This is a genomic window from Microbacterium sp. 5K110 (assembly GCF_005774735.1).
Taxonomy (GTDB): domain Bacteria; phylum Actinomycetota; class Actinomycetes; order Actinomycetales; family Microbacteriaceae; genus Microbacterium.
Window position 1 is genome coordinate 1 of record NZ_VBUM01000011.1, and the last position, 25702, is coordinate 25702.

At 71.9% G+C, this 25702-nt stretch carries 28 protein-coding genes and 1 riboswitch; of the genes, 15 read left to right on the plus strand and 13 right to left on the minus strand.

Annotation, left to right across the window (positions count from 1 at the left end):
* The 4 genes from FE256_RS04655 to FE256_RS04670 form a co-directional block, all read right to left on the minus strand.
* Positions 1-191 (minus strand): DMT family transporter (locus tag FE256_RS04655; protein WP_252370901.1); only part of this gene is annotated, 191 nt, incomplete at its 3' end.
* Between the two features lie 10 nt (positions 192-201).
* Positions 202-266: riboswitch (guanidine-III (ykkC-III) riboswitch) on the minus strand.
* 58 nt (positions 267-324) lie between these two features.
* Positions 325-1197, minus strand: coding sequence for a CPBP family intramembrane glutamic endopeptidase (locus FE256_RS04660; RefSeq protein ID WP_138173263.1), 873 nt, complete (start codon positions 1195-1197; stop codon positions 325-327).
* On the minus strand, positions 1194-1913 hold the full coding sequence (gene trmB / locus FE256_RS04665; protein ID WP_138173351.1) for a tRNA (guanosine(46)-N7)-methyltransferase TrmB: 720 nt from the start codon (positions 1911-1913) through the stop codon (positions 1194-1196). The genes FE256_RS04660 and trmB overlap by 4 nt, the downstream gene beginning before the upstream one ends.
* A 77-nt stretch (positions 1914-1990) precedes the next feature.
* Positions 1991-2824: a DUF3097 domain-containing protein gene (locus FE256_RS04670; RefSeq protein ID WP_138173265.1), complete on the minus strand. Its 834-nt coding sequence runs from the start codon at positions 2822-2824 to the stop codon at positions 1991-1993.
* A gap of 124 nt (positions 2825-2948) precedes the next feature.
* Between FE256_RS04670 and FE256_RS04675 the strand changes: the two genes are divergently transcribed.
* The 4 genes from FE256_RS04675 (at position 2949) to FE256_RS04690 (ending at position 7158) form a co-directional block, all read left to right on the plus strand.
* Positions 2949-4988 carry a TPM domain-containing protein gene (locus FE256_RS04675; protein WP_138173267.1) on the plus strand — a complete coding sequence of 680 codons (2040 nt, stop codon included), beginning with the start codon at positions 2949-2951 and terminating at the stop codon, positions 4986-4988.
* A 90-nt stretch (positions 4989-5078) separates the two neighbouring features.
* Positions 5079-5831 (plus strand): PspA/IM30 family protein, encoded by a 753-nt coding sequence (locus FE256_RS04680; RefSeq protein WP_138173269.1) that lies wholly within the window; start codon positions 5079-5081, stop codon positions 5829-5831.
* 59 nt (positions 5832-5890) lie between these two features.
* On the plus strand, positions 5891-6706 hold the full coding sequence (locus FE256_RS04685) for an arginase family protein (RefSeq protein WP_138173271.1): 816 nt from the start codon (positions 5891-5893) through the stop codon (positions 6704-6706).
* Positions 6703-7158, plus strand: a complete 456-nt coding sequence (locus tag FE256_RS04690; protein WP_138173273.1) for a Fe-S oxidoreductase — start codon at positions 6703-6705, stop codon at positions 7156-7158. The genes FE256_RS04685 and FE256_RS04690 overlap by 4 nt, the downstream gene beginning before the upstream one ends.
* A gap of 150 nt (positions 7159-7308) precedes the next feature.
* Here the strand turns inward: FE256_RS04690 and FE256_RS04695 are convergent, their stop codons facing one another.
* The 3 genes from FE256_RS04695 to FE256_RS04705 form a co-directional block, all read right to left on the minus strand.
* Complete coding sequence (locus FE256_RS04695) at positions 7309-7773, minus strand: SIP domain-containing protein (RefSeq protein ID WP_138173275.1); 465 nt, start codon at positions 7771-7773, stop codon at positions 7309-7311.
* A gap of 81 nt (positions 7774-7854) precedes the next feature.
* Positions 7855-8565 (minus strand): tyrosine-protein phosphatase, encoded by a 711-nt coding sequence (locus FE256_RS04700; protein WP_138173277.1) that lies wholly within the window; start codon positions 8563-8565, stop codon positions 7855-7857.
* A complete protein-coding gene (locus FE256_RS04705; protein WP_138173279.1) occupies positions 8562-9050 on the minus strand; it encodes a carboxymuconolactone decarboxylase family protein in 489 nt (162 codons plus the stop codon). The genes FE256_RS04700 and FE256_RS04705 overlap by 4 nt, the downstream gene beginning before the upstream one ends.
* Positions 9051-9258: 208 nt before the next feature.
* On the opposite strand from FE256_RS04705, the gene FE256_RS04710 reads away from it, so the two are divergent.
* The 8 genes from FE256_RS04710 (at position 9259) to FE256_RS04745 (ending at position 16736) form a co-directional block, all read left to right on the plus strand.
* Complete coding sequence (locus FE256_RS04710; RefSeq protein WP_138173281.1) at positions 9259-10176, plus strand: alpha/beta fold hydrolase; 918 nt, start codon at positions 9259-9261, stop codon at positions 10174-10176.
* A 136-nt stretch (positions 10177-10312) separates the two neighbouring features.
* Positions 10313-11824, plus strand: coding sequence for an ABC transporter substrate-binding protein (locus FE256_RS04715; protein ID WP_138173283.1), 1512 nt, complete (start codon positions 10313-10315; stop codon positions 11822-11824).
* Complete coding sequence (locus FE256_RS04720; protein WP_138173285.1) at positions 11821-12771, plus strand: ABC transporter permease; 951 nt, start codon at positions 11821-11823, stop codon at positions 12769-12771. Before FE256_RS04715 ends, FE256_RS04720 begins: the two co-directional genes overlap by 4 nt.
* Entirely contained in the window at positions 12768-13637 is an 870-nt protein-coding gene (locus FE256_RS04725) for an ABC transporter permease (RefSeq protein ID WP_138173287.1), read from the plus strand. The genes FE256_RS04720 and FE256_RS04725 overlap by 4 nt, the downstream gene beginning before the upstream one ends.
* Positions 13634-14452, plus strand: coding sequence for an ATP-binding cassette domain-containing protein (locus FE256_RS04730; protein ID WP_138173289.1), 819 nt, complete (start codon positions 13634-13636; stop codon positions 14450-14452). The genes FE256_RS04725 and FE256_RS04730 overlap by 4 nt, the downstream gene beginning before the upstream one ends.
* Positions 14449-15240 (plus strand): ABC transporter ATP-binding protein, encoded by a 792-nt coding sequence (locus FE256_RS04735; protein WP_138173291.1) that lies wholly within the window; start codon positions 14449-14451, stop codon positions 15238-15240. The genes FE256_RS04730 and FE256_RS04735 overlap by 4 nt, the downstream gene beginning before the upstream one ends.
* A 130-nt stretch (positions 15241-15370) precedes the next feature.
* Positions 15371-16429 (plus strand): M4 family metallopeptidase, encoded by a 1059-nt coding sequence (locus tag FE256_RS04740; protein WP_138173293.1) that lies wholly within the window; start codon positions 15371-15373, stop codon positions 16427-16429.
* Positions 16416-16736 carry a protealysin inhibitor emfourin gene (locus FE256_RS04745; protein ID WP_138173295.1) on the plus strand — a complete coding sequence of 107 codons (321 nt, stop codon included), beginning with the start codon at positions 16416-16418 and terminating at the stop codon, positions 16734-16736. Before FE256_RS04740 ends, FE256_RS04745 begins: the two co-directional genes overlap by 14 nt.
* Positions 16737-16797: 61 nt before the next feature.
* Here FE256_RS04745 and FE256_RS04750 read toward each other — a convergent pair whose 3' ends face one another.
* From FE256_RS04750 to FE256_RS04760, 3 genes are read right to left on the minus strand one after another with little or no spacing between them, the layout of a single operon-like run.
* Positions 16798-17409, minus strand: a complete 612-nt coding sequence (locus FE256_RS04750; RefSeq protein ID WP_138173297.1) for a GNAT family N-acetyltransferase — start codon at positions 17407-17409, stop codon at positions 16798-16800.
* Positions 17410-17460: 51 nt separating this feature from the next.
* The gene (locus FE256_RS04755) at positions 17461-18147 is read right to left on the minus strand and encodes a uracil-DNA glycosylase (protein WP_138173299.1); all 687 of its coding nucleotides are present in this window, start codon (positions 18145-18147) and stop codon (positions 17461-17463) included.
* Entirely contained in the window at positions 18144-18638 is a 495-nt protein-coding gene (locus FE256_RS04760) for a phosphoribosyltransferase (protein WP_138173301.1), read from the minus strand. The genes FE256_RS04755 and FE256_RS04760 overlap by 4 nt, the downstream gene beginning before the upstream one ends.
* A 78-nt stretch (positions 18639-18716) precedes the next feature.
* Between FE256_RS04760 and FE256_RS04765 the strand changes: the two genes are divergently transcribed.
* Positions 18717-20216 (plus strand): MFS transporter, encoded by a 1500-nt coding sequence (locus tag FE256_RS04765; protein WP_171024200.1) that lies wholly within the window; start codon positions 18717-18719, stop codon positions 20214-20216.
* A 10-nt stretch (positions 20217-20226) separates the two neighbouring features.
* Here the strand turns inward: FE256_RS04765 and FE256_RS04770 are convergent, their stop codons facing one another.
* Entirely contained in the window at positions 20227-20997 is a 771-nt protein-coding gene (locus FE256_RS04770; RefSeq protein ID WP_171024201.1) for an SDR family oxidoreductase, read from the minus strand.
* Positions 20998-21148: 151 nt separating this feature from the next.
* Here FE256_RS04770 and FE256_RS04775 point away from each other — a divergent pair, with 151 nt between their 5' ends.
* Both FE256_RS04775 and metX read left to right on the plus strand, forming a co-directional pair.
* The gene (locus FE256_RS04775) at positions 21149-22471 is read left to right on the plus strand and encodes a bifunctional o-acetylhomoserine/o-acetylserine sulfhydrylase (protein ID WP_138173303.1); all 1323 of its coding nucleotides are present in this window, start codon (positions 21149-21151) and stop codon (positions 22469-22471) included.
* A gap of 307 nt (positions 22472-22778) precedes the next feature.
* Positions 22779-23984: a homoserine O-acetyltransferase MetX gene (gene metX / locus FE256_RS04780; RefSeq protein WP_138173305.1), complete on the plus strand. Its 1206-nt coding sequence runs from the start codon at positions 22779-22781 to the stop codon at positions 23982-23984.
* A 31-nt stretch (positions 23985-24015) separates the two neighbouring features.
* On the opposite strand, the gene FE256_RS04785 is transcribed toward metX, so the two are convergent.
* A complete protein-coding gene (locus tag FE256_RS04785; protein ID WP_394529714.1) occupies positions 24016-25218 on the minus strand; it encodes an MFS transporter in 1203 nt (400 codons plus the stop codon).
* Between the two features lie 154 nt (positions 25219-25372).
* Complete coding sequence (locus FE256_RS04790) at positions 25373-25696, minus strand: thiamine-binding protein (RefSeq protein ID WP_138173309.1); 324 nt, start codon at positions 25694-25696, stop codon at positions 25373-25375.
* Positions 25697-25702 lie beyond the last annotated feature (6 nt).

Here is a 25702-nt window from a genome sequence, read left to right on the forward strand (position 1 = left end):
CCCACCCACACGGCGTACGCCGTCCCGGTCGGGATCTCCCGCATGGCCCACGCCAGCCCGCCCATGCTCGCCACCAGCGCGACGCCGAAGACGATGCTCGGGCCGAGCCTGGTGAATCCCTCCGAGCGGCCGAGCGCCGTGGCCCACACGGCTTCGAGAACACCGGAGACGACGAGAACGATCCACGACATGACTGAGCTCCTTGGCCAGTCTTGTCGCAGTCCGGGTACTGATCCCTCGTCCGGTGACGCGGTGTGCGCCGGATCCGACGGTAGCAAACGCTCCTGGGCACCACCCGTGCACGCCGACCCGGGCAGAAGCGGCTCAGATCAGGAAGATCGACACGGCATCCGGATTGTGGGCGTGCACGAGCACGCCGAACACGACCGCGTCGAAGAGCAAGTGCACCGTCACGACGTACCACAGCGACCGCGTGCGCAAGAAGAGGAACCCCTGCACGAGCGCGAAGGGGATGGTCAGCACCGGACCCCACGCTTGGTAGCCCAGCTCCCACAGGAACGATACGAACACGATCGCCTGGAGCACGTTGGCGCTGACGTCCGGGAAGTGCCGACGGAGCAGGGCGAACACCGTGCACACGAAGAACAGCTCGTCCCAGATGCCGACGGCCCCGACGCCGACGAACAGGCGTGCGATCAGCTCCGGGGTGTCCACCACCGGCCAGTTCATGTACACGCCGGACGTGACGAAGTAGAACGGCAGGATCAGCCAGCCGAGCACGATCACTCCGGCGAGCCACGCCCACTGCCACCACGCCCAGCGTCCGCCGCCGCGCCAGGGGAAGCGGATCGCCCGGTCGTGGAAGACGAACCGGGACAGGACGTAGGGAAGGAGGACGGCGCCGCCGAGGGCGAGCGTGAACCGCACGAAGGCCGCATCGTCGAGCTCGGCCTTGAGGGGAATGAGACTCACGACGAACTGCCCGAGCGCGATGAGGAACACGTCACGGGCGATGCTCGGGACCGGATCGGACCGCTGTCCGGGCCGGATCGGAACACCCGCGCGTCGGTCGACGACGACCGCGGATGCCACGGCGAGAGCCAGCACGATCCAGCCGAGCCACACGATCTGGACGACGAACAGCACCGGGGCCGCGAGACACACCACCACCGCCGGCACGAGCTTCGCCGTCCAGGTGCGGCGGGCGTGCTCGGGCTCGACGGCGTGCGAGGTCATGGCGTGCGGCGCGTGTAGGTCAGATCGCGGATGTCGCGCCCGACGCGCAGCCCCTTGCGCTCGAACGCGGTGAGGACCCGACCATCGAACCGCTCGGCCCACTCGCCCGGGAAGCCCCGCTCGAACTCCACGGCCTCGTCGAGCACGGCGCGCATCTGATCGGCGTAGTCCTGCCAGTCGGTCGCGAGCCGCAGAGTGCCACCGGGCCGCAGCGCCTGCGCCGCGATCCGGGCGAACTCGGGAGCGACGAGGCGACGCTTCGTGTGCTTGTTCTTGTGCCACGGATCGGGGAAGAACACCCACACCTCGTCGACGGATGCCACGGGGAGCATATGCTCCAGGACCTCGGGGGCGTTGGCCTCGACGAGGCGGAGATTGCGCAGCCCCTCGCGCTCGGCGTCGAGCATCGTGCGCGCCAGGCCGGCGGCGAAGACCTCGACCGCGAGGAAGTCGGCATCGGGCCGCGCGGCCGCGGCCGAGACGATCTGGTGCCCCTGACCGGAGCCGATCTCCACGATCAGCGGCGCGCGGCGCCCCCAGACCTCGACCGGATCGATCGCCGATCCCGGTCGGACGCTCGTGGCCGCGGCATCCCGCTCCACCGACAGCAGGTAGAACGGCGAGAGCTCGGCCCACGCCCGATCCTGCGCCTCCGACATGCGACCGCTGCGGCGGACGAACGACACCGGACGGTCGCGGTAGACGGGGGTCTCCATGGCATCCAGGGTAGGCGACGCCTGCGGCGCACCGTCGTCGTGCGGGTCGCGCGACTGCTCGCGGGACTTGCGGCCGCTCACGGGATGGTCACGAAGTCGATGAGCTCTTCGACACGGCCGAGGAGGGCCGGTTCGAGATCGCGGAACGTGGTCACGCGCGACAGGATGTGCTGCCAGGCGCGGGCGAGGTCGGCCTGCTCCTCGGCGGGCCACCCGAGCGCACGGCACACGCCCGCCTTCCACTCGATGCCGCGGGGTACCTCCGGCCACGCGGCGATGCCGAGCGCGCGCGGCGTGACGCACTGCCACACGTCGACGAAGGGGTGACCGACGATCCGCACGTGCGCGCCGTGACGGCCGCGCGCGATCTTCTCCGCGATGCGCGACTCCTTCGAGTTCGGCACGAGGTGGTCCACGAGCACGCCGTAGCGGCGCTCGGCGGTCGGGGGCTCGGCATCCAGCGCCTGCTCCAACAGATCGACGCCCTCGAGGAACTCCACCACGACGCCCTCGGCGCGCAGGTCCGCACCCCAGACCTTCTCGACGAGTTCGGCGTCGTGCTTGCCCTCGACGAAGATTCGGCTGGCCCGAGCGGTGCGCGCGCGCTGATCCGGTGCCGCGAAGGATCCGGAGGCGGTCCGGGTGCGGCCCTTCGGGGCGGCGGTGGGCGCGACGAGCACGACCGGCTCGCCGTCGACGAGGAACCCGCCGCCGAGCGGGAAGAGCCGACGCAAGCCGCGGCGGTCCTCCAACTCGACGTTCATCCCCTCCAGGCGGGTGACTGCTCCGCAGAATCCGTCACCGGCGACCTCGACGACCAGATCGACGGATGCCGCGACCTGAGCCGCTTTCTTCCGACCGGCGTCGCGCCAGCCGCGGGCGAGCACATCGGTGCCGTAACGATCGTCCATGGGGGGTACCTCCGAACGCCCGAGCCTATGCGGCGGGCGCGTACGCCCGGAGCGGACGCGCCGATCCTTCCCGGGTGTCGGAGGGGCTTTATAGAGTGGGTTCCTCAGCGCCGAAGGGGAATGCATGCGAAAGCCGAAGACGGCCGCGATCATGGCGGGTCTGGTGATCGCGACGGCGTCCGTCCTCGGTCTGCCCGCCGTGGCCTCCGCGGTCGAGCCGCCGCCGCTCGGATCGAGCTACGTCCTCGATCAGGCCGACGTGCTCACGAACGCGCAAGAGGCCGAGGTGCAGTCGCGTCTGATCCGATTGGCCGAGCAGACGGGTCTCGACATGTGGGTCGTCTACGTCGACGAGTTCACGCAGCCCGCGGCCGCCGAGGACTGGGCCAACGAGACCGCCAACCGCAACAATCTCGGCCCGCATCAGTACCTCCTCGCCGTCTCGGTCGATGGGCGCGCCTTCTATCTCTCGGGCGACGTCGACGACGGCACGCTGTCGGCGTCGCAGCTGGCCACCATCGAGCAGGACCGCGTACAGCCCGCGCTGGCGGCGGGCGATTACGCCGGTGCGGCCGACGCCGCAGCGACGGGGATCACGAGCGCGGCTCGCGGTGCCGAGCCCGCTGCTCCCACGCCCGCCGGGAGCGGCCCCGACGTCGCCCTCATCGCGCTGGTGGTGTTCCTCGTCCTCGCCCTGGGCGGCGGTCTGCTGTGGCTGTGGCTGCGCCGTCGACGGGGCACCCCGGCGGGCGCCGGCGCGTCCGCGCGCGAGAGCATCGGCGATCTCGCCCGTCGCGCCGGATCCGCCCTCGTGGCCACCGACGACGCGATCAAGACGAGCGAACAAGAGCTCGGCTTCGCCCGCGCCCAGTTCGGCGACGCGGCCGCCGCGCCGTACACCGACGTGCTCTCCCAGGCCAAGGCCGACCTCGATCGCGCCTTCACGATCTCGCAGCAGCTCGACGACGACATCCCCGAGACCGACGACCAACGCCGCGCGGGGTACGCCGAGATCCTGCGGCTGTGCGCGGCGGCCGACGCGGGCCTGGATGCCAAGGCCGCCGCGTTCGAGGAGCTGCGGGCCCTCGAATCCGACGCCCCCGCCGCACTCACCCGTGCACGCGAACGTCACGCGACGGTCACGGCGGCGCTCGACTCCGCGGCGACCGAGCTGCGGTCGTTGAGCGAACGCTACGCCGACGATGCCCTGGCCACCGTCGCCGACAACCCGGCACAGGCCCGGGCCCGCCTGGATCTGGCCGCGCATCAGTTCGCGACGGCCGAGACCGCGATCGCCGCGAGCACGACCGGCGAGGCGGCGGTCGCGATCCGCACGGGAGAATCCGCCGTCGCCCAGGCCGAGAGCCTCGAGGACGCCATCGCGTCACTGTCTGCCGACCTGGCGACCGCCGAGCGTCGCGCGACCGACCTCGTCGCCGAGATCGAAGGCGACATCGCCGCGGCGGCGGCGCTGCCCGACCCGGACGGTCAGGTAGCGGGCGCGGTGGCGACCGCGCGCGCTCAGCTCGACGCCGGGCGCGCCGCCCTGGCTCCGCCGCGGCCGTCGCCGGTGCGCGCCCTCGCGGCGCTCGAGCAGGGCAATGCCGCGATCGACACGGTGCTGAACGCCGCGCGCGACGAGATCGCACGGCGGCGCCGCGCGGAGTCGCAACTCGACACCGTGCTGGTGCAAGCGCGCGCCCAGGTCTCGGCGACCGAGAGCTTCATCTCCGCCCGGCGGGGAGCGATCGGACCGACCGCCCGCACTCGGTTGGCCGAGGCCGGCGCCGCCCTCGTTCAGGCCGAGCAGCTGCGCACCGCCGATCCCGTCGCGGCGCTGTCGTCCGCGCAGCGCGCCGCGAGTCTCGCCGGTGAGGCCGCCTCGCTCGCGCAGAACGATGTCGGAGCGTTCGAGAGGACCCGAGCGGGTGGGGGCGGCGGCGACATGATGGGCGCGATCCTCGGCGGGATCGCCGTCAACGCGCTCCTCGGCGGCGGATCCCGCTCCCGCGGGGGCTTCGGCGGCGGCGGCCTGGGCGGAATGATGGGCGGAGGCGGCGGCCGATCCCGGTCGGGCGGTTTCGGTTCCGGCGGATCCCGCGGACGTTCCGGAGGATCCTCGTCGGGCGGGTCCCGCGCCCGCCGCGGAGGGGGCCGCTTCTGATCGCCCTCACGCGGCCATGAGGGCCGTCACAGAAAACTCGTAGCATCCCCCACCAGACTCGACACCGTCGCCTCAGGAAGGAAATCCCGCATGGCCAAGCAGTCCATCTTCGGTCGCATCTCGACCCTCGTCCGCGCGAACATCAACTCGCTCCTCGACCAGGCCGAGGACCCGCAGAAGATGCTCGACCAGCTCGTCCGCGACTATTCCAACTCGATCGCCGATGCGGAATCGGCGATCGCCGAGACCATCGGCAACCTGCGCCTGCTCGAGCGCGATCACCAGGAAGACGTCCAGGCCGCCGCCGAATGGGGCAACAAGGCCCTCGCCGCCAGCCGCAAGGGCGACGAGCTGCGTGCCGCCGGCAACGCGGGCGAGGCCGACAAGTTCGACAACCTCGCCAAGATCGCTCTGCAGCGGCAGATCACCGCCGAGAGCGAGGCCAAGGCCGCCGAGCCGACGATCGCTTCGCAGACCGAGGTCGTCGACAAGCTCAAGGACGGCCTCAACGGCATGAAGACCAAGCTCGAGCAGCTGCGGTCCAAGCGCAGCGAGCTGCTGGCGCGCGCCAAGGTCGCCGAAGCCCAGAACAAGGTCCACGACGCCGTCAAGTCGATCGACGTGCTCGACCCCACGAGCGAGCTCGGCCGGTTCGAGGACAAGATCCGCCGCGAAGAGGCCCTCGCCGCGGGCAAGCAGGAGCTGGCCGCGTCGAGCATCGACGCGCAGTTCAACGCCCTCGAAGACGTCGGGGAGCTCACCGAGGTCGAGGCGCGTCTGGCCGCGCTGAAGACGGGCGGCCCCCAGCGCGCCGCCATCGACGCACCGAGCCCCGACCTCTGATCGTCGCGGGAGCGCACCGTCCTCGCGGCGGTGCGCTCCCCTTCTCCGACAGGCACCCCATGACGCGTTTCGTCATCGCCCCGCAGTGGCAAGGTTCGTCGTCCTCGCGTGCGATGCAGCTGATCGACGGGGCCGAGGCGATCGCCGGCGACCTCCCCCGCGCCGCGACCGTCGCGATCGAGGCGCCGGCCGAGGCCGGCGACGCCCAGGGGACGAAGGTGCTCCGCGCCAGTGCCCTCGCCCGCATGCGCGAGCGCATCCACGACACCGTGGTGGCGGTCCGCGGCGAGCACACGGTGACGATCGGCGGAGACTGCGGCGTCGCCCTCGGGGCGGTCTCGGCCACCGCCGGCGACGATCTCGCAATCGTCTGGATCGATGCGCACGCCGATCTCCACACCCCTGAGTCCTCGCCCAGCGGAGCGTTCCACGGCATGGTGCTGCGCGCCATCCTGGGCGACGGGGTCGACCCCCTGCGCCTCCGCCCCGGCATCCCGCCCTCGCGCATCGTGCTCGCGGGCACCCGCGCCCTGGACGACGACGAGCAGGGCTACATCGACGAGCACGGCATCCGTATGGTCCCGGCATCCGGGCTGGCCGATCCCGACGTCCTCGCCGACGCGGTCGTGGCCACCGGCGCGTCGCGAGTGTTCGTCCACCTCGACCTCGATGTCCTCGACCCCGCCGAGATCAGCGGCGTCGCCCTTCCCGAGCCCTTCGGGGCCCGCGCGGCCGACGTGGTGGCCTCGATCCGCAGGCTGCGCGAGCGCCTCCCCCTCGCGGGAGCGACGATCACGGAGTTCTCGCCCGCCTCACCGGCGGCCGCTGTCGACGACCTCGGCACGATCCTGCGCCTGGTCGGGGCGCTGGCATGAGCCCGATTCCCCGCCCGCCCGCGGGCTGGCGTGAGCGAGCCGATCGCGCGGTCGCGCGGGGCCGGCGCCTCGACCGTCTGATCCCCCCTCCACTGCTCGACTCACGCCTCAGCCGACTCGGCTTCCTCTACGGGCGCACGGTGGGCTGGGTGTGGGGCTCGCTGTGGAGCACCGGCCGCATCGAGCGGCGGAACGGACTCTGGGTCTTCCGGGGACTCCCCGCCTGGGCGTTCCCGCGCGGCGGGGTATGCGTGGGGGACTGCTTCCTCACCGGGGACGTCCCGCCCAGCGACGCGGTCCTCGGGCACGAGGCCGTGCACGCCCGCCAGTGGCGCCACTACGGCATCCTCATGCCGGTGCTGTACCTCTTCGCGGGCCGTGACCCGCTGCGCAACCGCTTCGAGATCGAGGCGGGACTCGTCGAGGGCAACTACGTGCCCCGCGGAGCCTGAGCCGAGCGGAGCGTGACGCGCGACCATGACGTGCCGCACGGAGCATGAGCCGCGCGACCGTGACGGGGAGCGTGAGCCCGCGGCCGCGACGCGCCCGGCGGAGCCTGAGCCCCGCGGCCGCGACGCGCGGTCCCGGGCGGAGGAGCGGCGTCAGCGAGCGGTCGCGAGACCGAAGCGCGCGGGCGTGTGAATGCTTCCCGCGTCGACGCCGTGCCGAGAAGTGAGCTCGTCGACGATCTCCACCGTCCCGAGGTAGGCCCCGAGCAAGAAGATGCGGGTCGCGTCGTCGTCGCAGCACAGCATCTCGCCGGCCCAGCCGGCGACCGCGCGGGTGAGGGCCTGACCGGGCGCGCAGCCGCGGCCGGTGCCGGGGGCGCCGCCACGACGCGAGCGGTCGAGCCACGTGACCGTCATGCGCGCGGGTGCCGCGATCGCGGCGATCCAGGTCTCGTCGGGCACCTCGACGAAGATGCGGCCGGTCGAGCAGATCGGCAGCGTCGACAGCAGCGCCTCCATCTCGGCGAGAGAGTTCTCGTCGGCCGTGATGAGGTGCTGCACACGGGTGTGGCGCGACGATCGGCAGGCGGCGTCGTTGTGCTCGGCAGAGACGGACATGATGGCATCCATTATACCCGCGATGAAGGGTTGCCTAACCTGTGTTGCCGCCCTGAGGCGGTGGCCGCGGAACCGGTCGCGTCACTCCACGAGAGCGTCCCGCAGGCCGGCGAGTTCGTCGTCAGTCACCCCGTGGGCCCGGAGGAATCCGGCGGGCGAGCCGTGCTCGGCATCCAGGCGTTCCAGGAGCGCGCGCATGACCGGCGCGGGAGAGCGGGTCGCCAGTTCTTCGGCGTGCCGGTTCTCGGGGTGCAAAGCGCGGATGCCGGACACGATCAGGCGATTGCGTTCGGCGGGGAGCAGGGACTCGGTGCGTGCGTAGTCCGCGACCACGGCGTCGCGGTCCACACCGGCCGCGGCGAGCGCGATCGCGACGGTGACGCCGGTGCGGTCCTTGCCGACGGTGCAGTGGACGAGCACGGGTTGCGCTCCCGCGATCGCGCGCACCGCGGCGACGATCCGCGCGGGCGAGTCGGAGATCAACTCGTCGTACAGCTCACCGAGGCTGATGTCGCGTTCGAAGAACGACTCGACCGACCCGAGGAACAGCGGCAGGCGGCGCACGTCGACGTCGAGTCCCGTGAGACGGCTCGGCGCGTGGCGCACTTCGTCGTCGTCGCGGAGGTCGACGATGCGCCGGAGTCCCAGCGCGCGGAGGGTCTCGAGGCCCTCGTCGTCGACGTGCCGCAGGTTGCCGGAACGGAAGAGCACGCCCGAGCGCGTGCGCCCCGAGCCCGCCGGCAGTCCCCCGACGTCGCGGAAGTTCGTCGCGCCCGAGACGAGCGTGCTCACGCCGCACCCCCGTGGTCGTGCGGGGCGCGGGGCGGCACCGGGTAGCGGCCCGCGATCGCGACGCGGTTGAAGGCGTTGATCGACACGAGCACCCAGCTCAGGGCGACGTATTCGTCTTCACTGAGGATGCCGCCCGCCCGGTCGTACACCGCGTCGGGGATGCCCTCGTCATGGATGAACGTGAAGGACTCGGCGAGTTCGAGGGCGGCGCGCTCGCGCTCGTCGAAGACCCCCGACTCGCGCCAGGTCGCGATCTGCGCGATGACATCGGCGTCGAGGCCCGCCCGGACCGCGGCATCCACGTGCACACGGACGCAGTAGGCGCACCCGTTCAACTGCGACGCGTGGATCTGCACGATCTCGCGCAGCCGCGCATCGATTCCCGCGGCGGCGGCGATGCCCCCGACGGTCTGGGAGAAGGCTCGCAGCGCGGCGTACGCCTCGGGAGCCTTCTTCGACAGGTGCACGCGCCGTTCCTCGCCCATGGCCCACAGCCTACGGCGCACCTCGGACACCGCGCCGGGGCCGACGCGCTCTCCCCACGGCATCCGTATCGAGAACCGGCGATGCACCCGGAACAGGGCGAAGCCGCGCGAATGGGCCTGTCCTGGGCACACCGCCTGTTCTGGTGCCACGTGTCCCCGGGCATCGAGCGAGCTGGCGACCGCGGCGGCGCGGTGACAGGCTGGCAGCATGCCCGAGACCGACGAGTTCTCCTTCCTCCCCGCGCAGGCCGCCGGCGCCGGCACCGCGCTCCCGACCGTCGCGCGCGTCGAGTTGACGCTCTCGGACGGGCGCACGCTGAGCGGGTTGCGGTGGGGCGAGGCTCCCCCGCGGGCGACGTTCCTGCACGGTGCCGGGCTGAACGCCCACACGTGGGACACCACGCTGCTGCACCTGGGCGTCCCGGCGCTCGCTCTCGATCTCGCCGGACACGGCGATTCGTCGTGGCGCGAGGATGCCGCCTACGTCGCGCGCGTTCTCGCCCCCGATATCGCGGCGGCTCTGGACGCGTGGACCGACCGGCCGCAGGTCGTCGTGGGCCACTCGCTGGGCGGGCTCACGGCGGCCGCGCTCGCGGCATCCCGTCCTGACCTCGTCGCGCGGCTCGTGATCGTGGACATCACCCCCGGCATCGACCCGAGCGCCGGCCCGGCGCAGCTGCGGGCGTTCTTCGCCGGGCCCACCGACTGGGCGTCGCGCGACGAGCTCGTCGAGAAGGCACTGGCGTTCGGACTGGGCGGGGCGCGCGAGGCCGCCGAACGCGGAGTCTTCCTCAACACCCGCGTGCGCCCGGACGGCCGCGTGGAGTGGAAGCACCACTTCGCCCACCTCGCCGCCGCCGCGGCGGCTTCGGACACCGACACGACGACTCCGGATGCCGTGCGCGCGGTGCTGGCGTCCACGGGCTGGGACGACCTCGCCGGCGTGCGCGCGCCGCTCACCCTCATCCGCGGAGATCACGGTTTCGTCACGGCAACCGACGCGGACGAGCTCGTGCGCCGGGCACCGGATGCCGAGGTGCGTGTCGTGCCGACCGGGCACAACGTGCAGGAGGAGGACCCGGCCGGCCTCGCCGCGTCGGTGCGGGAGCTGCTCGAACGGGAGTGACGACCTCGCGACGGCCCGTCCCGCAGTGTCACACACGGCGGCGGCCTCGAACGGGTGAAAGTAGGCTGTCCTCACCCCACACCACGGCACCACAGCACACCCGGATGCCGTCGGCCTGCGAAAGGATGATCCCGCGATGCTGCGCCGCCCCGCCCTTGCCACGAGCGCGCTCCTGATCGGAGCCCTCCTGTTCACCGCGTGCACCGGCACGTCGACCCCGCCTGCCGCGACGGGGGCACCCGATCCGAACGCCACGCTCACCGTGCGCCTGTCGCTGGAGCCGTCCAACCTCGACATCCGCCGCACCAGCGGTGCCGCCCTGGAGCAGGCCCTCGTCGACAACGTCTACCAGGGGCTGGTGACGCGCAACGGCGACGACGACAACGCGATCGTCCCCGCCCTGGCGACCGAGTGGGCCGTCTCCCCCGACGGGCTGACGTACTCCTTCACGCTGCGTCCGGGCGTGACGTTCCACGACGGCAGCGCGCTGACCGCCGACGACGTCGTCTCGTCGCTGCAGACCGCGAAGGACGATGCGACGATCCAGAACAGCGCCGACCTCGCCGGGGTGGCATCGATTGCGTCGCCCGACCCCACGTCGGTCGTGATCACCCTCGCGCAACCGAACATGGATTTCCTGTTCTCCCTCACGGGTCGCGCCGGCCTGATCTTCAAGAACAACGACGCCACGAACTTCTCGACCGCCACGAACGGCACCGGCCCCTTCACCGTGTCGTCGTGGAACACCGGACAGAGCCTGACCCTCACCCGCAACGACGCCTACTGGGGCGACAAGGCGGGCGTGGCCGAAGTCGTGCTCGATTACATCCCCGACCAGAGCGCGGCGATCAACGCGGCCGTCAGCGGAGACGTCGACGTCGCCCTCGAGATCGACCCCGAGCTGCAGGGTCAGCTCGACGGCACCGGCAACTTCCAGATCGAGTCGGGGCTGACCACCGACAAGGGCACGCTGGCCTTCAACAACGCCCGCGCGCCCCTGAACGACCAGCGCGTCCGCGAAGCCCTGCGGCTGGCGATCGACCACCAGGCGCTCATCGACACCCTCGGCGCCGGCCAGACCCTCTTCGGCCCGATCCCGCCGCTCGACCCCGGATACGAAGACCTCTCGGGCAGCATCTCGTACAACCCCGACCGCGCGCGCGAGCTGCTCGCCGAAGCGGGGGCCGAGAACGTGAACCTCACCCTCACGATCCCGAGCGTCTACCCGACCTCGATCGCGACGTTCCTGGTCTCGTCGTTCGCCGATATCGGTGTGACGCTCCAGGTGCAGTCGGTCGACTTCGGCACGTGGCTGCAGAACGTCTACACCAACCACGACTACGACCTGAGCTTCGTGCGGCACGTCGAGGCGCGTGACTTCGGCAACTGGGCCGACCCGTCGTACTACTTCGGCTACGACAACGCGCAGGTGCAGAGCCTCTACGCCCAGGCACTGGCGACGACCGACGAGCAGACCTCGGCGGACCTGCTGAGCGAGGCCGCCCGGATCGTCTCAGACGAGGATGCCGCCGACTGGCTGTTCCTCTCGACGCCGCTCACCGCGGTCGCGACGAACGTGGCGAACTTCCCGAAGAACTCCCTCAACGTGCGCCTGCCCCTCGCGGGCGTGACGGTCTCGTCGGAGTGATCCGGTACGCGCTGACACGGCTGGGCCTGCTCGTCCTGGGCCTGGCCGTGTCCAGTGCGCTGATCTTCCTGTCGCTGCGGGTCCTTCCCGGCGACGTGGCGCTCCTCATCGCGGGCACTCAAGCCACGTCCGAGCAGGTCGACGCGCTGCGCGAGAGCCTCGGGCTCACGCAACCGCTGTGGCAGCAGTACCTCGACTGGATCGCCGGGATCCTCCGCGGCGACCTGGGCTCATCCCTCGTCACGGGGGCCTCGGTGACCGCCGAGCTGCTCGACAAGGCGCAGGTCACCGCGCCGCTCGCGGCCCTCTCGATGACCGTCGCCCTCGCCGTGGGGCTGCCGTTCGGGGTGCTGTCGGCCGTGCGTCGCGGGCGTCCCGACGGCACCGCCCTCAGCGTCGGCTCGCAGGCCCTCGCGGCCGTCCCGGTGGTGTGGGCGGGAATGATGCTCGTGGTCGTCTTCGCGGTGTGGCTCGGATGGCTCCCCCCGCAGGGCTTCCCGCGCGCGGGCTGGGGCGACCCGGCCGCGGCGTTCCGCGCGCTCGTGCTGCCCGCGGTCACGATCGGTGTCGTCGAGGGTGCGATGCTGCTGCGATTCGTCCGCAGCGCGACGCTCCAGGCGATGGGCCAGGACTACGTCCGCACCGCCGCCGCCAAAGGCCTGACCCGCACGCGTGCGCTGCTGCGCCACGGCCTGCCCAACGTGGGCCTCTCGGTGGTGACGGTGCTGGGCCTGCAGATCGCCGGAATCATCGTGGGCGCGGTCGTGATCGAGCAGTTGTTCACCCTTCCGGGTGTGGGACGGATGCTCGTCGCCGATGTCGCCGCTCGCGACCTCCCCAAGGTGCAGGGCGAACTGCTCGCTCTCACGGCGTTCGTGCTCGTCATCGGCTTCCTCGTCGACCTCGTGCACCGCCTCATCGACCCGCGGCAGAGGGAGGCCTCGTGAGGACGCTGCGCCGGCTCTGGAGCATCGGCACCGGGCGCTTCGGCATCCTGGTCGTCGTCGCCATCGCTCTCACGGCGCTCGTGTCGCTGGTGTGGACGCCGTTCGATCCCGCGAGCGTCGACGCGCGAGCGCGCTGGGCCGACCCGTCATGGCTGCACGTGCTGGGCACCGACGGGAACGGCCGCGACATCCTGAGCCTGCTGATGGCGGGCGCACGCACGACCGTGGTGGTCGCGGTGGGCGCGGGGGTCGTCGCTTCGCTGCTCGGGATCGCCCTCGCCGCTCTCGGGGCGCTCACCGCGCGGTGGGTGCGCGAGAGCGTGGCGGTGCTCGTCGACATCCTGGTCGCCTTCCCCGTACTCATCATCGCGATGATGATCACCGCGGTGTGGGGCGGCTCCCTCGGCGTCGTCATCTGGTCGGTCGGGATCGGCTTCGGCGTGAACATCGCCCGCGTCACTCGACCCGAGCTGCGGCGGGTGCTGCACAGCGACTTCGTCCTGGCCGGTCGCGCGAGCGGGCTGACCCCCCTGCAGAATCTCGTGCGCCACCTGCTCCCCAACGTCGCCCCCGTCTTCATCGTGCAGTTGTCGTGGGGCATGGCCGTGGCCGTCCTGGCCGAAGCGGGGCTGTCGTACCTCGGCTTCGGCGCCCCGATCACGCAGCCGTCGTGGGGCGTGCTGCTGAGCGATCTGCAGGCGTACATCTCCGTCCACCCGCTCGCGGTGGTGTGGCCGGGCCTGGCGATCACGGTGACGGTGCTCGGGCTGAACCTGCTCGGCGACGCGCTCCGCGATGCCGCCGACCCGACGCTCTCCGAACGCACCCCGCAGGCCCGCACGCACGTCCCGGTGGTGGTGTCATGAGTCTCGAGGTCGAGGGACTGCGCATCGAGATCGGCGGCCGCTCGGTCGTCGACGGCGTGAGCTTCGCGGTGCCCGACGGCGCGCGGGTCGGACTCATCGGCGAGTCGGGCTCGGGCAAGTCCCTCACGGCCCTGGCGGTACTGGGTCTGCTCCCGGATGCCGCGACCGTCTCGGGCAGCATCCGCTGGAACGGCCGCGAGATCCTCGGCCTGCCCGACCGCGAGCTCGCCCGGCTCCGCGGCGACGACATCGGCATCGTGTTCCAGGAACCGCGGACGGCCCTCAACCCCATCCGCACCGTCGGGCGCCAGATCGGCGAGTCGATCCGCATCCACGAGGGCGTCTCGCGGAGGGAGGCCCTGCGGCGGGCCGTCATCGAGGCCGCGCGGGTGGCACTGCCCGAACCCGAGCGGATCGTCTCGCGCTACCCGCACCAGCTCTCGGGCGGCCAGCGCCAGCGCGTGGCCATCGCCATGGCGCTGGCGTGCCGTCCGCGCCTGCTCATCGCCGACGAACCGACCACCGCCCTCGACGTGACGATCCAGGCCGGCATCCTGTCGCTCTTGCGCTCCCTGGTCCAGGATGCCGGAATGTCGCTCGTCTTCATCACGCACGACCTCGCCGTGCTCGCGCAGGTCGCCACGCACGCCGTCGTCCTGGAGCACGGCCGGGTCGTGGAGCAGGGGGCGGTCGCCGACCTGCTGCGCGCTCCGGCGTCCCCGGTGACGCAGGCCCTGCTGCGCGATGCGACCGCGACCGTGTGGCATCCGGAGATCGATCGGGGCCGACCCGAAAGCGAACGGGAGAGCGGATGAGCGACACGATCCTGCACGCGCGCGGACTCTCGCGCACCTACCTCACCCCCCGCACCCGCGGCTTCGGCCGTGCCGAACGCACCGCGGGACTGCTCGACGTCGACGTCTCGGTGCGCGCCGGGTCGGCGGTGGGGATCATCGGCGAGTCCGGGTCGGGCAAGTCCACCCTCGTGCGTCTGCTGCTCGGACTCGACGCCCCCACGGCCGGAACGGTCGAGGTCGAGGGGCGCGCGGTCGACGCGGGCGGCTCCGCGCGGTCGCTGCACTGGCTGCGACGGGCCACGGGCATCGTGCTCCAGGACCCGTACGCCTCGCTGGACCCGCGCATGAGCGTTGGACGCATCGTCGGCGAGCCCCTGTGGGCTCTGGGGATCGAGGGCGATCGACGGGCGCGTGTGCGCGAGGTGCTCGAACAGGTCGGTCTCGACGCCGACGTGGCCGAGCGCTTCCCGCACGAGTTCTCGGGCGGGCAGCGTCAGCGGATCGCCCTCGCCCGGGCGATCGTGCACCGTCCCCGCATCCTCGTCGGCGACGAGCCGCTGTCGGCGCTCGACGTGACGGTGCGGGCGCAGATCCTGCGGCTCATCGCACAGCTGCGGGCGGAGGAACACATGACGCTCGTGCTCGTCTCGCACGACATCGGCGTCGTGCAGAACGTGTGCGACCAGGTCGTGGTGATGAAGGACGGCCGGGTCGTCGAACAGGGCCCCACCGAGAAGGTCCTGCTGCAGCCGCAAGCCGCATATACGCGGCGGCTGCTGGCGTCGGTGCCCACCCTCCCCGCCTGAGCACCGTCACGAAAACAGGCCGCGCGGCGAGAACAGGCCGATCCCGGCCGGATCACCCTGTTTCCGCGGCATCCCCTGCCGTCGACGCAACGGATGCCGCGATGTCGGCGGCCGGCGCTAGCCTCTGCCCATGACCCCCGGCATCGTTCCCCCGTTCCTGCTCGATCGGCTCGCTTCCACCGACGATCCCCGCCTCGCGCGCGCCGCCGCCGCCGCGCGGAAAACCCTCGCGATCCCCCGCCCCGAGCGCTCGACACGCACGCGCCTGCGGCTGTCGATCGACGGCGGAGCGCTCGTCGCCGAAACCGGGCCCGCCCCCGACCGCGTGATCTCCGACGCCGGCAACAGCGAACGTCTGCCCGGTCGACGGGTGCGGACCGAAGACGATGCGCCGACCGGTGACCGCGCGGTCGACGAGGCCTATGACGGACTCGGCGCGACGTTCGACTTCTTCTGGGATGCCTTCGCGCGCAACGCCATCGACGGCGCGGGCGGCTCGCTGTCGGCCACCGTCCACTTCGGCGACGACTACGACAACGCCTTCTGGAACGGCGAGCGGATGGTGTTCGGCGACGGCGACGGCGAGGTGTTCATCGGGTTCACCCGGTCTCTCAGCGTCATCGCGCACGAACTCGGGCACGGCGTCACCGAGGCCGCCGGGGGCCTGGAATACCAGGGGCAGTCGGGGGCACTGAACGAATCGCTCTCCGACGTCTTTGGCGTGCTCGCCGAGCAGCACGCGCGGGGGCAGCGCGCCGACGAGGCGTCGTGGCTCGTCGGGGCGGGGATCTTCGCCGACGCCGTCCAGGGCGTGGCGCTGCGCTCGATGTCGGCACCGGGAACCGCCTACGACGACGACGTGCTCGGCGCGGATCCCCAGCCCGGGCACGTGCGCGACTATGTCGAGACCGACGACGACAACGGCGGCGTGCACATCAATTCGGGCATCCCGAACCGGGCCTTCTTCCTGCTGGCCACCCGCCTGGGCGGCTTCGCGTGGGAGCGCGCGGGGCTCATCTGGTACCGCACCCTCACGTCGGGAACGCTGCCGCTCACCGCTGACTTCGCCGCCTTCGCCGCGGCCACGCGAGCGACCGCGGCGGCGGAGTACGGTGAGGAGTCGGAGGAGGTCGACGCCGTCCGAGCCGCGTGGGCGGGAGTGGGCGTCGAAGAGGATGCCACGACCTGACGGCCCCGACGACGCGCGTTTCGTCGTGGTCGTCGTGCGCTCCGGCGGCATCGCGGGCCTGTCGAAACGCTGGCGCGCCGAACCCGACCCCGACAGCCACCCGCGGTGGCGGGAGCTCGTGGAGAGGTGCCCGTGGGACGCGCCTCCCCCGCCCGCGTCAGGGGCTGACCGCTACCAGTGGCGCATCGAGGTGCAACGCGGCGACTCCACCGTCCACCAGGCGCGCTTGGGCGACGGGCAGATCGCGGGGCCGTGGCGGACGCTCGTCGACGAGGTGCGTCAGGCGGCCCCCGCCGCGCGTGGCTGACTCCGGCCCCTGCCGCGCGTGGCTGACTTCGGTCCCCCGCCGCGCGTGGGTGACTCCGGCCTCAGCCGAAGAGCTTCCGGCGCTTCTTCTTCGAGGGGATGCTCTTCTGCAGATAGACCACGCCGAGCCAGCGGCCGAACTTGAAGCCGACCCGGCCCATGCGGCCGACCTCGACGAAACCGAGTTTCTCGTGCAGGGCGATCGAGGCGTCCGCCCCCTTGTCACTGATGGCCGCGACCATCTCGCGGATGCCCTTCTCGGCACACGCGTCGATGAGCGCTTCCAGAAGCGCGCGCCCGAGACCCTTGCCCGCGGCGGCCTGCCCCAGGTAGATCGAGTTCTCGACGGTGTACCGGTACGCCGACTTCGATTGCCACGGCTGCACGAGGGCGTAGCCGAGGATCTGGCCGCTCGGCGATTGCGCGACGAGGAACGGCAGATCCAGCTTGTGGAGCGTCGTGAACTTCTCGCGCCACTTCGCGATCGACCAGGCCTTCTCGTCGAAGGTGACCACGGAGTTGCGCACGTAGTAGTTGTAGATCTCGCGGATGTCGGGGATGTCCGCCTCGGTCACGCGGCGGATCTCGTACGCGAACGGCCGCTCCGGCTCGGGCGCCCGCCGCAGGTGCGCGGGGAGCCGGCGTCGGGTCTTCTCGTACTCCTCTTCCAACACGCACGCCACTTTACGGGGCGGCGGGTTTCGGGCGGATGACCGCCGAGCCGCTCAGGCGGGCAGACGCCAGTCCACGGGAGCCGCGCCCTGCTGCTCGAGCAGCGCGTTGACGCGCGAGAACGGGCGGGAGCCGAAGAAACCCCGACTGGCCGACAGCGGCGAGGGATGAGCGGATGCCACGATCGCGGTGTCGCCGAGCAGGGGCGTGAGGTTCGCGGCATCCCGCCCCCACAGCACGGCCACGAGCGGCGCGTCCCGGGCGACGAGGCGGCGGATCGCGTGCTCGGTGACGCGCTCCCACCCCCAGCCGCGGTGAGACGCGGGGGCACCGGGCGCGACGGTCAGGACCCTGTTGAGCAGCATGACGCCCTGCTCTCCCCAGGCCGACAGGTCGCCGTGCGGCGCGGGCGCGATGCCGAGGTCGTCCGACAGCTCACGGTAGATGTTCGACAGGCTGCGCGGGAGCGGCCGCACGTGCGGGTCGACGGCGAACGACAGGCCGATCGGGTGGCCCGGGGTGGGGTACGGGTCCTGCCCCACGACGAGCACGCGCACCGCGTCGATCGGGGTGCGGAACGCCCGCAGCACCAGGTCGCCCGCGGGAAGGTACGGGTTCCCCTCGGCGCGGAGCCGCTCGCCGAGCGCGGCGATGTCCTCCGCCACCGGTGCGAGGGGCTCCACCCACGAGGCGTCGATGAGGCCCGCGTCGGCGAGCTCGGCGAGGGACTTCGCCGTCACGCGGCGTCTTCCTCGTGCACCGACCCCTGGAACGACCACGGGAAGTCGATCCACAGCGAGGTGTCCTTCCACGAGTAGTCGGGGGCGATGATCGTCGTCGGCTTCGAATAGATGACCGCCGAGCGGGCATCGGCACCGTGCCGGTCGAGGAGCTTCACCGCCAGGTCGAGGGTGCGGCCGCTGTCGGCGACGTCGTCGACGAGCAGCACGCGGCGGCCCGCGAGGTACGACAGGTCCAGCGCGGGGGGCAGTACCTCGGGCGCGTCGAGGACGGTCCCGACGCCGGTGTAGAACTCCACGTTCAGCGCGCCGCAGTTCTTCACGCCCAGGCCGTAGGCGATCGCGCCGCCCGGGAGCAGCCCGCCGCGGGCGATCGCGACGACCACCTCGGGCCGGAATCCGTCGGCGACGATGGCGCGGGAGATCTCTCGCGTCGCGACGCCGAAGTCCTCCCAGGTCAGCCGTTCGCGCTCATCCGTCGTCTCCGCCACGCGGATCCCCTCTCTTCGTGTGTCTTTCACCCTAGGGTGAATCCCGGATGCCGCCTCGCGCGGTGCTAGCCTCACGCCATGTCGCGCGTCTCCGGCGCGGTCGGTCGGGTGCGCGGGTCCGCGCTCGGGGTGACCGCGGGACTCATCGGGTGGTTCGTGCTGGTCGAGCTCGCCAGCGGCATCCTGCAGGGGTACTACGTGCCGCTGCTGCCCGACATCGTCGTGCACCTGGGCATCCGCGACGCCGACGTCAACTGGTTCGAAGCGGCACAGCTGCTGCTCTCCGCCCTCGTCCTCCCCGTGCTGGCGAAGCTCGGCGACGTCTTCGGCCACAAGAAGATCCTGCTGGCCTCCGCCCTGGCGACCGCGGCGGCGAGCTGGTGGCTGGTGTTCGCCGACACGTTCCCCGCGTTCCTCCTCGCGTGGGCCCTGCAGGGCTTCTACGTCGTATGGCTGCCGCTGGAGATCGCGCTCATCTTCGATCGCGGACGCCGGCAGAGCCGCGGTGTCTCGCAGACGCGGCGTGCGGCGGGCCTGTTGGTCGTGGGGCTCCAGGCCGGAGCCATCATCGGCGCCCTCGCCGCCGGACGCTTGTTCGCCGCGACCGGCGGCGATCTGCGCCTCGCCCTCACGGTCCCGGCGATCGCCGTGACCCTCGTGTGCGTCGTCATCTGGCTCGGCGTCCCCGAATCGGAACGGATGCCGGGGCGCCGCCGCCTCGACATCGGCGGGTTCGTGATGCTCGCCGCCGCCCTGCTGTGCCTCACCGGCGCACTGTCGTTCGTGCGCCTGCCCGCGGGCCCGGGGCCGGCGGTGATCGTCCCGCTCCTCGTACTCGGGGTGGTCTTGCTCGTCGTGTTCGCGCGGTACGAGCTCGGCCGCCCCGATCCCGCGGTCGACATCCGCGTGCTCCGCCGCCCCGAGATGTGGCCCGTGCAGGCCACGTCGTTCCTCGTCGGCATCAGCCTGCTCGGCGCACAGGGACCGCTGGCCACGTACGCCGGCACGGATCGCGCCCTCGGCTACGGACTCGGACTGGATGCCACGGACCGCTCGAACGTCATAGGCGTGTACCTCGTGTCGCTCATCGTCGGGGCGGTGCTGTTCGCGGTCACCTCCCGCCGGGCGAGCCCGCGCGTCGTCCTCATCGGCGCCGCGGTGCTCGTCGGCCTCGGATACGCCCTGCTCCTGCCCCTCCACGTCGAGCTGTGGCAGGTGCTGCTGTGTCTGGCGATCGCGGGCCTCGGCTCGGGGGCGCTCGTCGCGGCGATGCCGGCGGCAGCCGCGGCGGCGGCTCCGCGCGGGCAGACGGGCGTGGCATCCGCCCTCACCAACACCACGAAGACCGTCGGAGGGACGATGTCGTCGGCGGTGTTCGGCGTCGTCCTCGCCGGGGGCGCGGGAGCCGCGGTGGCGGCGACGGCCGCGCCGCTGGCGGGATACCTGACCGTGTGGGGAATCTGCGCGGCCGGCGGATTCGTCGCCGCGATCCTGCTGCTGTTCGTCCCGAAGGTCGCGTTCGCCGACAGCGCGGAGGGCGAGGCCGCCGCGGGGGCGGCGCGCGGCGAGGTCGCCTGAGCGCTCGGGGTCAGCGCACCCGCAGCGGACCGCGCGCCAGCAGGTGCTGCGCGGACTGCGCGACCGGGCGCATCGTCACGAGGTCGAGGTTGACGTGTCCGGGCGCCTCGAGCGCGTAAGCGATGACGTCGGCGACGTCCACGGCCACGAGCGGGGCTTCGACGCCTTCGTACAGCTTGTCGGCCCCCGCCTGGTCGCCGCCCAGGCGGTTGACGGTGAACTCCTCGGTGCGCACCATGCCCGGCGCGATCTCGATGACCCGTAACGGTTCGCCGTTCAGCTCCTGCCGGAGCGCGCCGACGAGCATCGACTCCCCCGCCTTCGCGGCGTTGTAGCCCGCTCCGCCGGGGTAGGCGGTCTGCGCGGCCGTGGAGGTGACGAACAGCAGGTCGGCGTGTCCATCCCGCTCGGCCGCGCGCCGCAGGAGCGGGAGCAGGGATGCCACGAGCCGCTGCGACGACAACACGTTTGTCTCGAACATCCACCGCCAATCCTCGGGGTCGCCGTCTTCGACGCGGTCCGCGCCGCGCGCCCCGCCGGCGACGTGCACGAGGGCGTCGACACCGCCGGTCTCGTCGAGCCACGCGGCGAGCGTGGCGACCGCGTCACCGTCGGTGAGGTCAGCCACGTGGGCGACGATCCCCGTCTCGGCCTCGAGCGCGGTCAGGCGCTCGGCACGACGTGCCACCCCCACGACGTCCCACCCGCGGGCGCGCAGCTCCCGCGCGGTCGCCTCGCCGATCCCCGAACTGGCCCCGGTCACCACTGCGCGTCGCGTCATGGCATCCACGCTACCCGCGGCCGGCGACACGGAGTCGCCGCGAACGTTACGGCGCGTGTCCGCCCCTGTTGTCGGTGTCGGCGGCTCTCTCTACGCTCTCAGCAGGCCGTGGCATCCGTCGTCGGCCCCCGAGATTTCCGAAGGAGAAGCCGTGTCCGCACCCGAGAACTGGCGTTTCGAGACCAAGCAGATCCACACGGGTGCCCAGCCCGACCCTGTGACCAAGGCCCGCGCCACTCCGATCTACCAGACGACGTCGTACGTGTTCGACAACGCCGACCACGCCGCGAACCTCTTCGCGCTGGCGGAGTTCGGCAACATCTACACCCGCATCCAGAACCCCACCCAGGACGTCGTCGAGCAGCGCATCGCCGCGCTGGAGGGGGGCACCGGCGCCCTCCTGGTCGCGAGCGGCCAGGCGGCCGAGACGTTCGCCGTGCTCAACATCGCGCAAGCCGGCGACCACATCGTCTCGTCGAGCTCGATCTACGGCGGCACGTACAACCTCTTCAAGTACACCCTCGCCAAGCTCGGCATCGAGACGACCTTCGTCGAGAACCAGGACGACCCCGAGGAGTGGCGCGCGGCGGTCCGCCCGAACACGAAGCTCTTCTTCGCCGAGACGATCGGCAACCCGAAGATCAACGTGCTCGACATCCGCACGGTCGCCGACGTCGCCCACGAGAGCGGCGTCCCGCTCATCGTCGACAACACGATCGCGACGCCGTACCTCATTCGTCCGTTCGAGCACGGCGCCGACATCGTCGTGCACTCCGCGACGAAGTTCATCGGCGGTCACGGCACCACGATCGGCGGCGTCATCGTCGACGGCGGAACCTTCGCCTGGTCGCAGAACGTCGAGAAGTTCCCCGGTCTCACCGAGCCCGACCCCTCGTACCACGGTGCGAGCTACACCACCGCGGTCGGCGACGGCCTCGCGTACATCATCAAGGCCCGCGTGCAGCTGCTGCGCGACCTCGGCGCCTCGATCGCTCCGCACAGCGCGTGGCTGCTCATCCAGGGCCTCGAAACCTTGTCGCTGCGCATCGAGCGCCACGTGCAGAACGCGCAGGAGATCGCCGAGTGGCTCGAGAGCCACGACGACGTCGCGAGCGTGAACTACTCGGGTCTGCCCACGTCGCCCTGGTACGCCGCCGCCAACAACTACGCACCCAAGGGCGTCGGCGCGGTGCTGTCGTTCGAGCTCAAGGGCGGTGTCGAGGCGGGCCGCGAGTTCGTCAACTCGCTGGAGCTGTTCAGCCACCTCGCCAACATCGGCGACGTGCGCTCGCTCGTCATCCACCCGGCCTCCACGACGCACTCGCAGCTCACCCCCGAGCAGCAGCTGACCTCGGGGGTCACCCCGGGTCTCGTGCGCCTGTCGGTCGGTCTCGAGAACATCGACGACCTGAAGGCCGACCTCGACCAGGCCCTCGCCGCCGCGCGGCGCCTGTCGGAGGCCGCGCGCGCCTGACGCGTCCCCTCGACGCCCCGATCCGGTCCACCGGGTCGGGGCGTCGTCGCGTGGGGCCCCGCCCGCGCGTCACGCGCCCTCCGACGCCGCACGATGGTCCCCGGGCCGCCCCGTGGCCCGCGCGCTCCCCGGCCTCGGTCCCGGCCGCACACCGGGAGGAGATTCGGCGGAGGGAGGACCCCGCCCGGGCGAGGCATCCTCCGCTCCGCGGATCTCCTCCGCCCCGCGCGGACGCGGGCCCGGACGGGGGCTGGACAAGCGCGTAACAGTCGGCATGCACCCCCCGCGAGCCGGGAGAATGGATGCCATGGACTGGCAGATCTCCGAAGACACGGTGCCCTCGGCGCCGATCACGGAGGCCGACGCGCGGTCCCTGCTCGGGCGCCCGCCGGCCACCGGCGCGTGGCGCGACGGCGACCCCGCGGGCGATCGGCGTTTCGCGGCGTTCGGGGAGTTCCGCACCGAGAACGGTGAGAGCCTGCCGGGCTTCCGCCTCGCGTACGAGACCTGGGGCGAACTCTCCCCCGCCCGCGACAACGCCGTCCTGATCCCCCACGCGCTGACCGGCGACAGCCACGTGCGCGGGGCCGCCGGTCCCGGTCACCCCACCGCGGGCTGGTGGGGCGATCTCGTGGGCCCGGGCGCCGCCATCGACACCGACCGCTGGTTCGTCGTGGCTCCGAACGTGCTGGGTGGATGCCAGGGCTCGACGGGACCGGCCAGCATCGCCCCCGACGGGTACGAGTGGGCCTCGCGCTTCCCGTACCTCACGATCCGCGACCAGGTGGGGGCGCAGGCTCTCCTGGCCGACGCGCTCGGCATCGATCGCTGGTCGGCGGTGATCGGCGGTTCGATGGGGGGCATGCACGCGCTGGAGTGGGCGGTGGGGCTCCCCGACCGGGTCGAGCGCGCCGCCATCCTCTCGGCCCCGCCGGTCACGACCGCCGACCAGATCGCCCTGAACACGGTGCAGGTCGACACGATCCGGATGGACCCCCGATTCGCGAGCGGCGAGTTCTACGACGCGGGCGACGGCGACGGGCCCCACCGGGGACTCGCCCTGGCCCGGCGCATGGCACTGCTGAACTACCGCAGCCCCACCGAGCTCAACCAGCGCTTCCAGCGGTCGTGGCAGTCGGGCGTCAGCCCCCTGGGCCACGGCGGACGCTTCGCGGTGGAGTCCTACCTCGACTTCCACGGCAACAAGTTCACGCGACGGTTCGACGCCAACAGCTACCTCACCCTGGTCGAGGCGATGAACTCGCACGACGTCGGCCGCGACCGCGAGGGGGTCGAGGACGCCCTGCGGCGCGTCACCGCGACGACCCTCGTGCTCGGCGTCGACACCGACCGCCTCTTCCCGGTGGACGGGCAGCACCGCATCGCCCGCGGCATCCCGAACACCCTCGATGGGGATCAGGCGGTCGTGCTCTCGAGCGACTTCGGCCACGACGGCTTCCTCATCGAGACCGCCGCCGTCGACCACCACCTGCGGCGGCTCTTCGCGGCCTGAGCCCGGATGCCGCCGGCAGCGGCACCGCGAGTCAGCCCTGCGTCGGGATGGAGCCGGTGATCGCGGTCTGCGCGGCCTCGGCGGCCGGCATCCGGTGCGCGGGGTGACGCCCACTGCGGTCTTCGACGCGGAACGAGATCACGGCCACGATCAATCCGCCCAGCGCCAGCGCGCCCCCCACCCAGGCGGGGGCGACGAGGCCGAGTCCCGCGGCGATGACGAGCCCGCCGAGGAACGCGCCGAGGCTGTTGCCGATGTTCAGCGCGGAGTGGTTCAACGCCGCCGCGATGGACTGGTTGTCCTCGGCCACGTCCATGAGCCGTGTCTGGATCGAGGGGCTGAGCGCCGAACCGAAGAACGCGACGAGGAACGCGAAGAGGACGAGGCTCACGATCCACCCCGCCGTGAGGGCGAGTCCCACCGAGGCCAGGCCCAGCGCGATGAGTCCGGCGAACAGCCAGAACCGGAGATCCTTGTCGGCCAGGGCGCCCCCGACGATGTTGCCGATCGTCATCCCGACGCCCACGAGCACGAGGACGACCGAGACCGCCCACTCCGGCTGACCCGCCACGTCGGTGACCATGGGCGCGATGTAGCTGTACATCGCGAAGAAGCCGCCGAACCCGACCGCGCCGATGCCGAGCGCGAACCACACCTGCCCGAGACGGAACACGCGCAACTCGTCGCGCAATCGCCGCCCCGGCATCCCCGGGTGGGCCGGCACGAAGAACGCGATGCAGATCGTCGCGAGCAGGAAGATCGCCGCGACCACCGCGAACGCCGCACGCCAGCCGACCTGCTGTCCGAGGAGGGTCCCCAGGGGAACGCCGACCACGTTCGCGATCGTGAGCCCGGTGAGGACGAAGGCGACGCCCTTCGCGCGATTACCGGGCCCGAGGGCGTCGGCGGCCACGAGCGCACCGATGCCGAAGTACGCGCCGTGCGGGAGGCCGGCGAGGAAGCGGGAGGCCGCGACGAGTTCGAACGTGGGCGCGATCACGGTCAGCACGGTGAAGAAGGTCAGCGCCGCGGCGAGCGCGATCATCACGCGATGCCGGGGGAATCGCGCCACCGACCCCGCGATCGTCGGCGCTCCGACGACCACGCCGAGCGCGTACAGCGACACGAGCCAGCCCGCCTGGGCGATCGCGTCGTCGGGAGAGGCCGCCCATGCGGAGGGGGCGAGATCGCGCGCGATGTTGGGGAGCAGCCCCATCACCACGAACTCGGTCATGCCGATACCGAAGCTGCCGATGGCGAGAGAGAGGAGCGCCCGCGTCGCCGCACCCCTCGAGGTCGTCTGAGAGGTCACTCGCCGATGGTAGTCCGCGGCGGCGCGCGGTGTCGAATCGTTTCGGCGCGGTGCGTGCCCGCGCGGGCCGCCGGAGTCAGGACGCGTCGTCGATCGCGCGCTCGAGCCGCTCGATCTTGCCGTCGATCTCGCCCGTGCGCCCCGGGCGGATGTCGGCCTTGAGCACGAGCGAGACGCGCGAGCCGTAGGGCATCACGGCATCCGTCGCCCGCTTGACGACGTCGAACACCTCGTCCCACTCGCCCTCGACCTCGGTGAACATCGAGGTCGTCCGGTGGGGCAGGCCCGAGGCGCGGACCACGGCGACCGCGGCGGCCACGGCGTCGTGCACGGACCCGTCGGCATTCTCCGCCGCAGCGGTACCGACACCGGACGGGGCGACCGAGAACGCGATGAGCATGACTCG

Bases quoted from the DNA above. Each gene is read 5' to 3' on its own strand.
- FE256_RS04735 (WP_138173291.1), top strand. From the start codon at position 14,449: ATGAGCGACACGATCCTGCACGCGCGCGGACTCTCGCGCACCTACCTC.
- FE256_RS04790 (WP_138173309.1), bottom strand. From the start codon at position 25,696: ATGCTCATCGCGTTCTCGGTCGCCCCGTCCGGTGTCGGTACCGCTGCG.
- FE256_RS04745 (WP_138173295.1), top strand. From the start codon at position 16,416: ATGCCACGACCTGACGGCCCCGACGACGCGCGTTTCGTCGTGGTCGTC.
- FE256_RS04705 (WP_138173279.1), bottom strand. From the start codon at position 9,050: ATGGGCGAGGAACGGCGCGTGCACCTGTCGAAGAAGGCTCCCGAGGCG.
- FE256_RS04675 (WP_138173267.1), top strand. From the start codon at position 2,949: ATGCGAAAGCCGAAGACGGCCGCGATCATGGCGGGTCTGGTGATCGCG.
- FE256_RS04695 (WP_138173275.1), bottom strand. From the start codon at position 7,773: ATGTCCGTCTCTGCCGAGCACAACGACGCCGCCTGCCGATCGTCGCGC.
- FE256_RS04685 (WP_138173271.1), top strand. From the start codon at position 5,891: ATGACGCGTTTCGTCATCGCCCCGCAGTGGCAAGGTTCGTCGTCCTCG.
- FE256_RS04785 (WP_394529714.1), bottom strand. From the start codon at position 25,218: ATGACCGAGTTCGTGGTGATGGGGCTGCTCCCCAACATCGCGCGCGAT.
- FE256_RS04715 (WP_138173283.1), top strand. From the start codon at position 10,313: ATGCTGCGCCGCCCCGCCCTTGCCACGAGCGCGCTCCTGATCGGAGCC.
- trmB (WP_138173351.1), bottom strand. From the start codon at position 1,913: ATGGAGACCCCCGTCTACCGCGACCGTCCGGTGTCGTTCGTCCGCCGC.
- FE256_RS04660 (WP_138173263.1), bottom strand. From the start codon at position 1,197: ATGACCTCGCACGCCGTCGAGCCCGAGCACGCCCGCCGCACCTGGACG.
- FE256_RS04690 (WP_138173273.1), top strand. From the start codon at position 6,703: ATGAGCCCGATTCCCCGCCCGCCCGCGGGCTGGCGTGAGCGAGCCGAT.
- FE256_RS04765 (WP_171024200.1), top strand. From the start codon at position 18,717: ATGTCGCGCGTCTCCGGCGCGGTCGGTCGGGTGCGCGGGTCCGCGCTC.
- FE256_RS04740 (WP_138173293.1), top strand. From the start codon at position 15,371: ATGACCCCCGGCATCGTTCCCCCGTTCCTGCTCGATCGGCTCGCTTCC.
- FE256_RS04710 (WP_138173281.1), top strand. From the start codon at position 9,259: ATGCCCGAGACCGACGAGTTCTCCTTCCTCCCCGCGCAGGCCGCCGGC.
- FE256_RS04680 (WP_138173269.1), top strand. From the start codon at position 5,079: ATGGCCAAGCAGTCCATCTTCGGTCGCATCTCGACCCTCGTCCGCGCG.
- FE256_RS04670 (WP_138173265.1), bottom strand. From the start codon at position 2,824: ATGGACGATCGTTACGGCACCGATGTGCTCGCCCGCGGCTGGCGCGAC.
- metX (WP_138173305.1), top strand. From the start codon at position 22,779: ATGGACTGGCAGATCTCCGAAGACACGGTGCCCTCGGCGCCGATCACG.
- FE256_RS04770 (WP_171024201.1), bottom strand. From the start codon at position 20,997: ATGACGCGACGCGCAGTGGTGACCGGGGCCAGTTCGGGGATCGGCGAG.
- FE256_RS04730 (WP_138173289.1), top strand. From the start codon at position 13,634: ATGAGTCTCGAGGTCGAGGGACTGCGCATCGAGATCGGCGGCCGCTCG.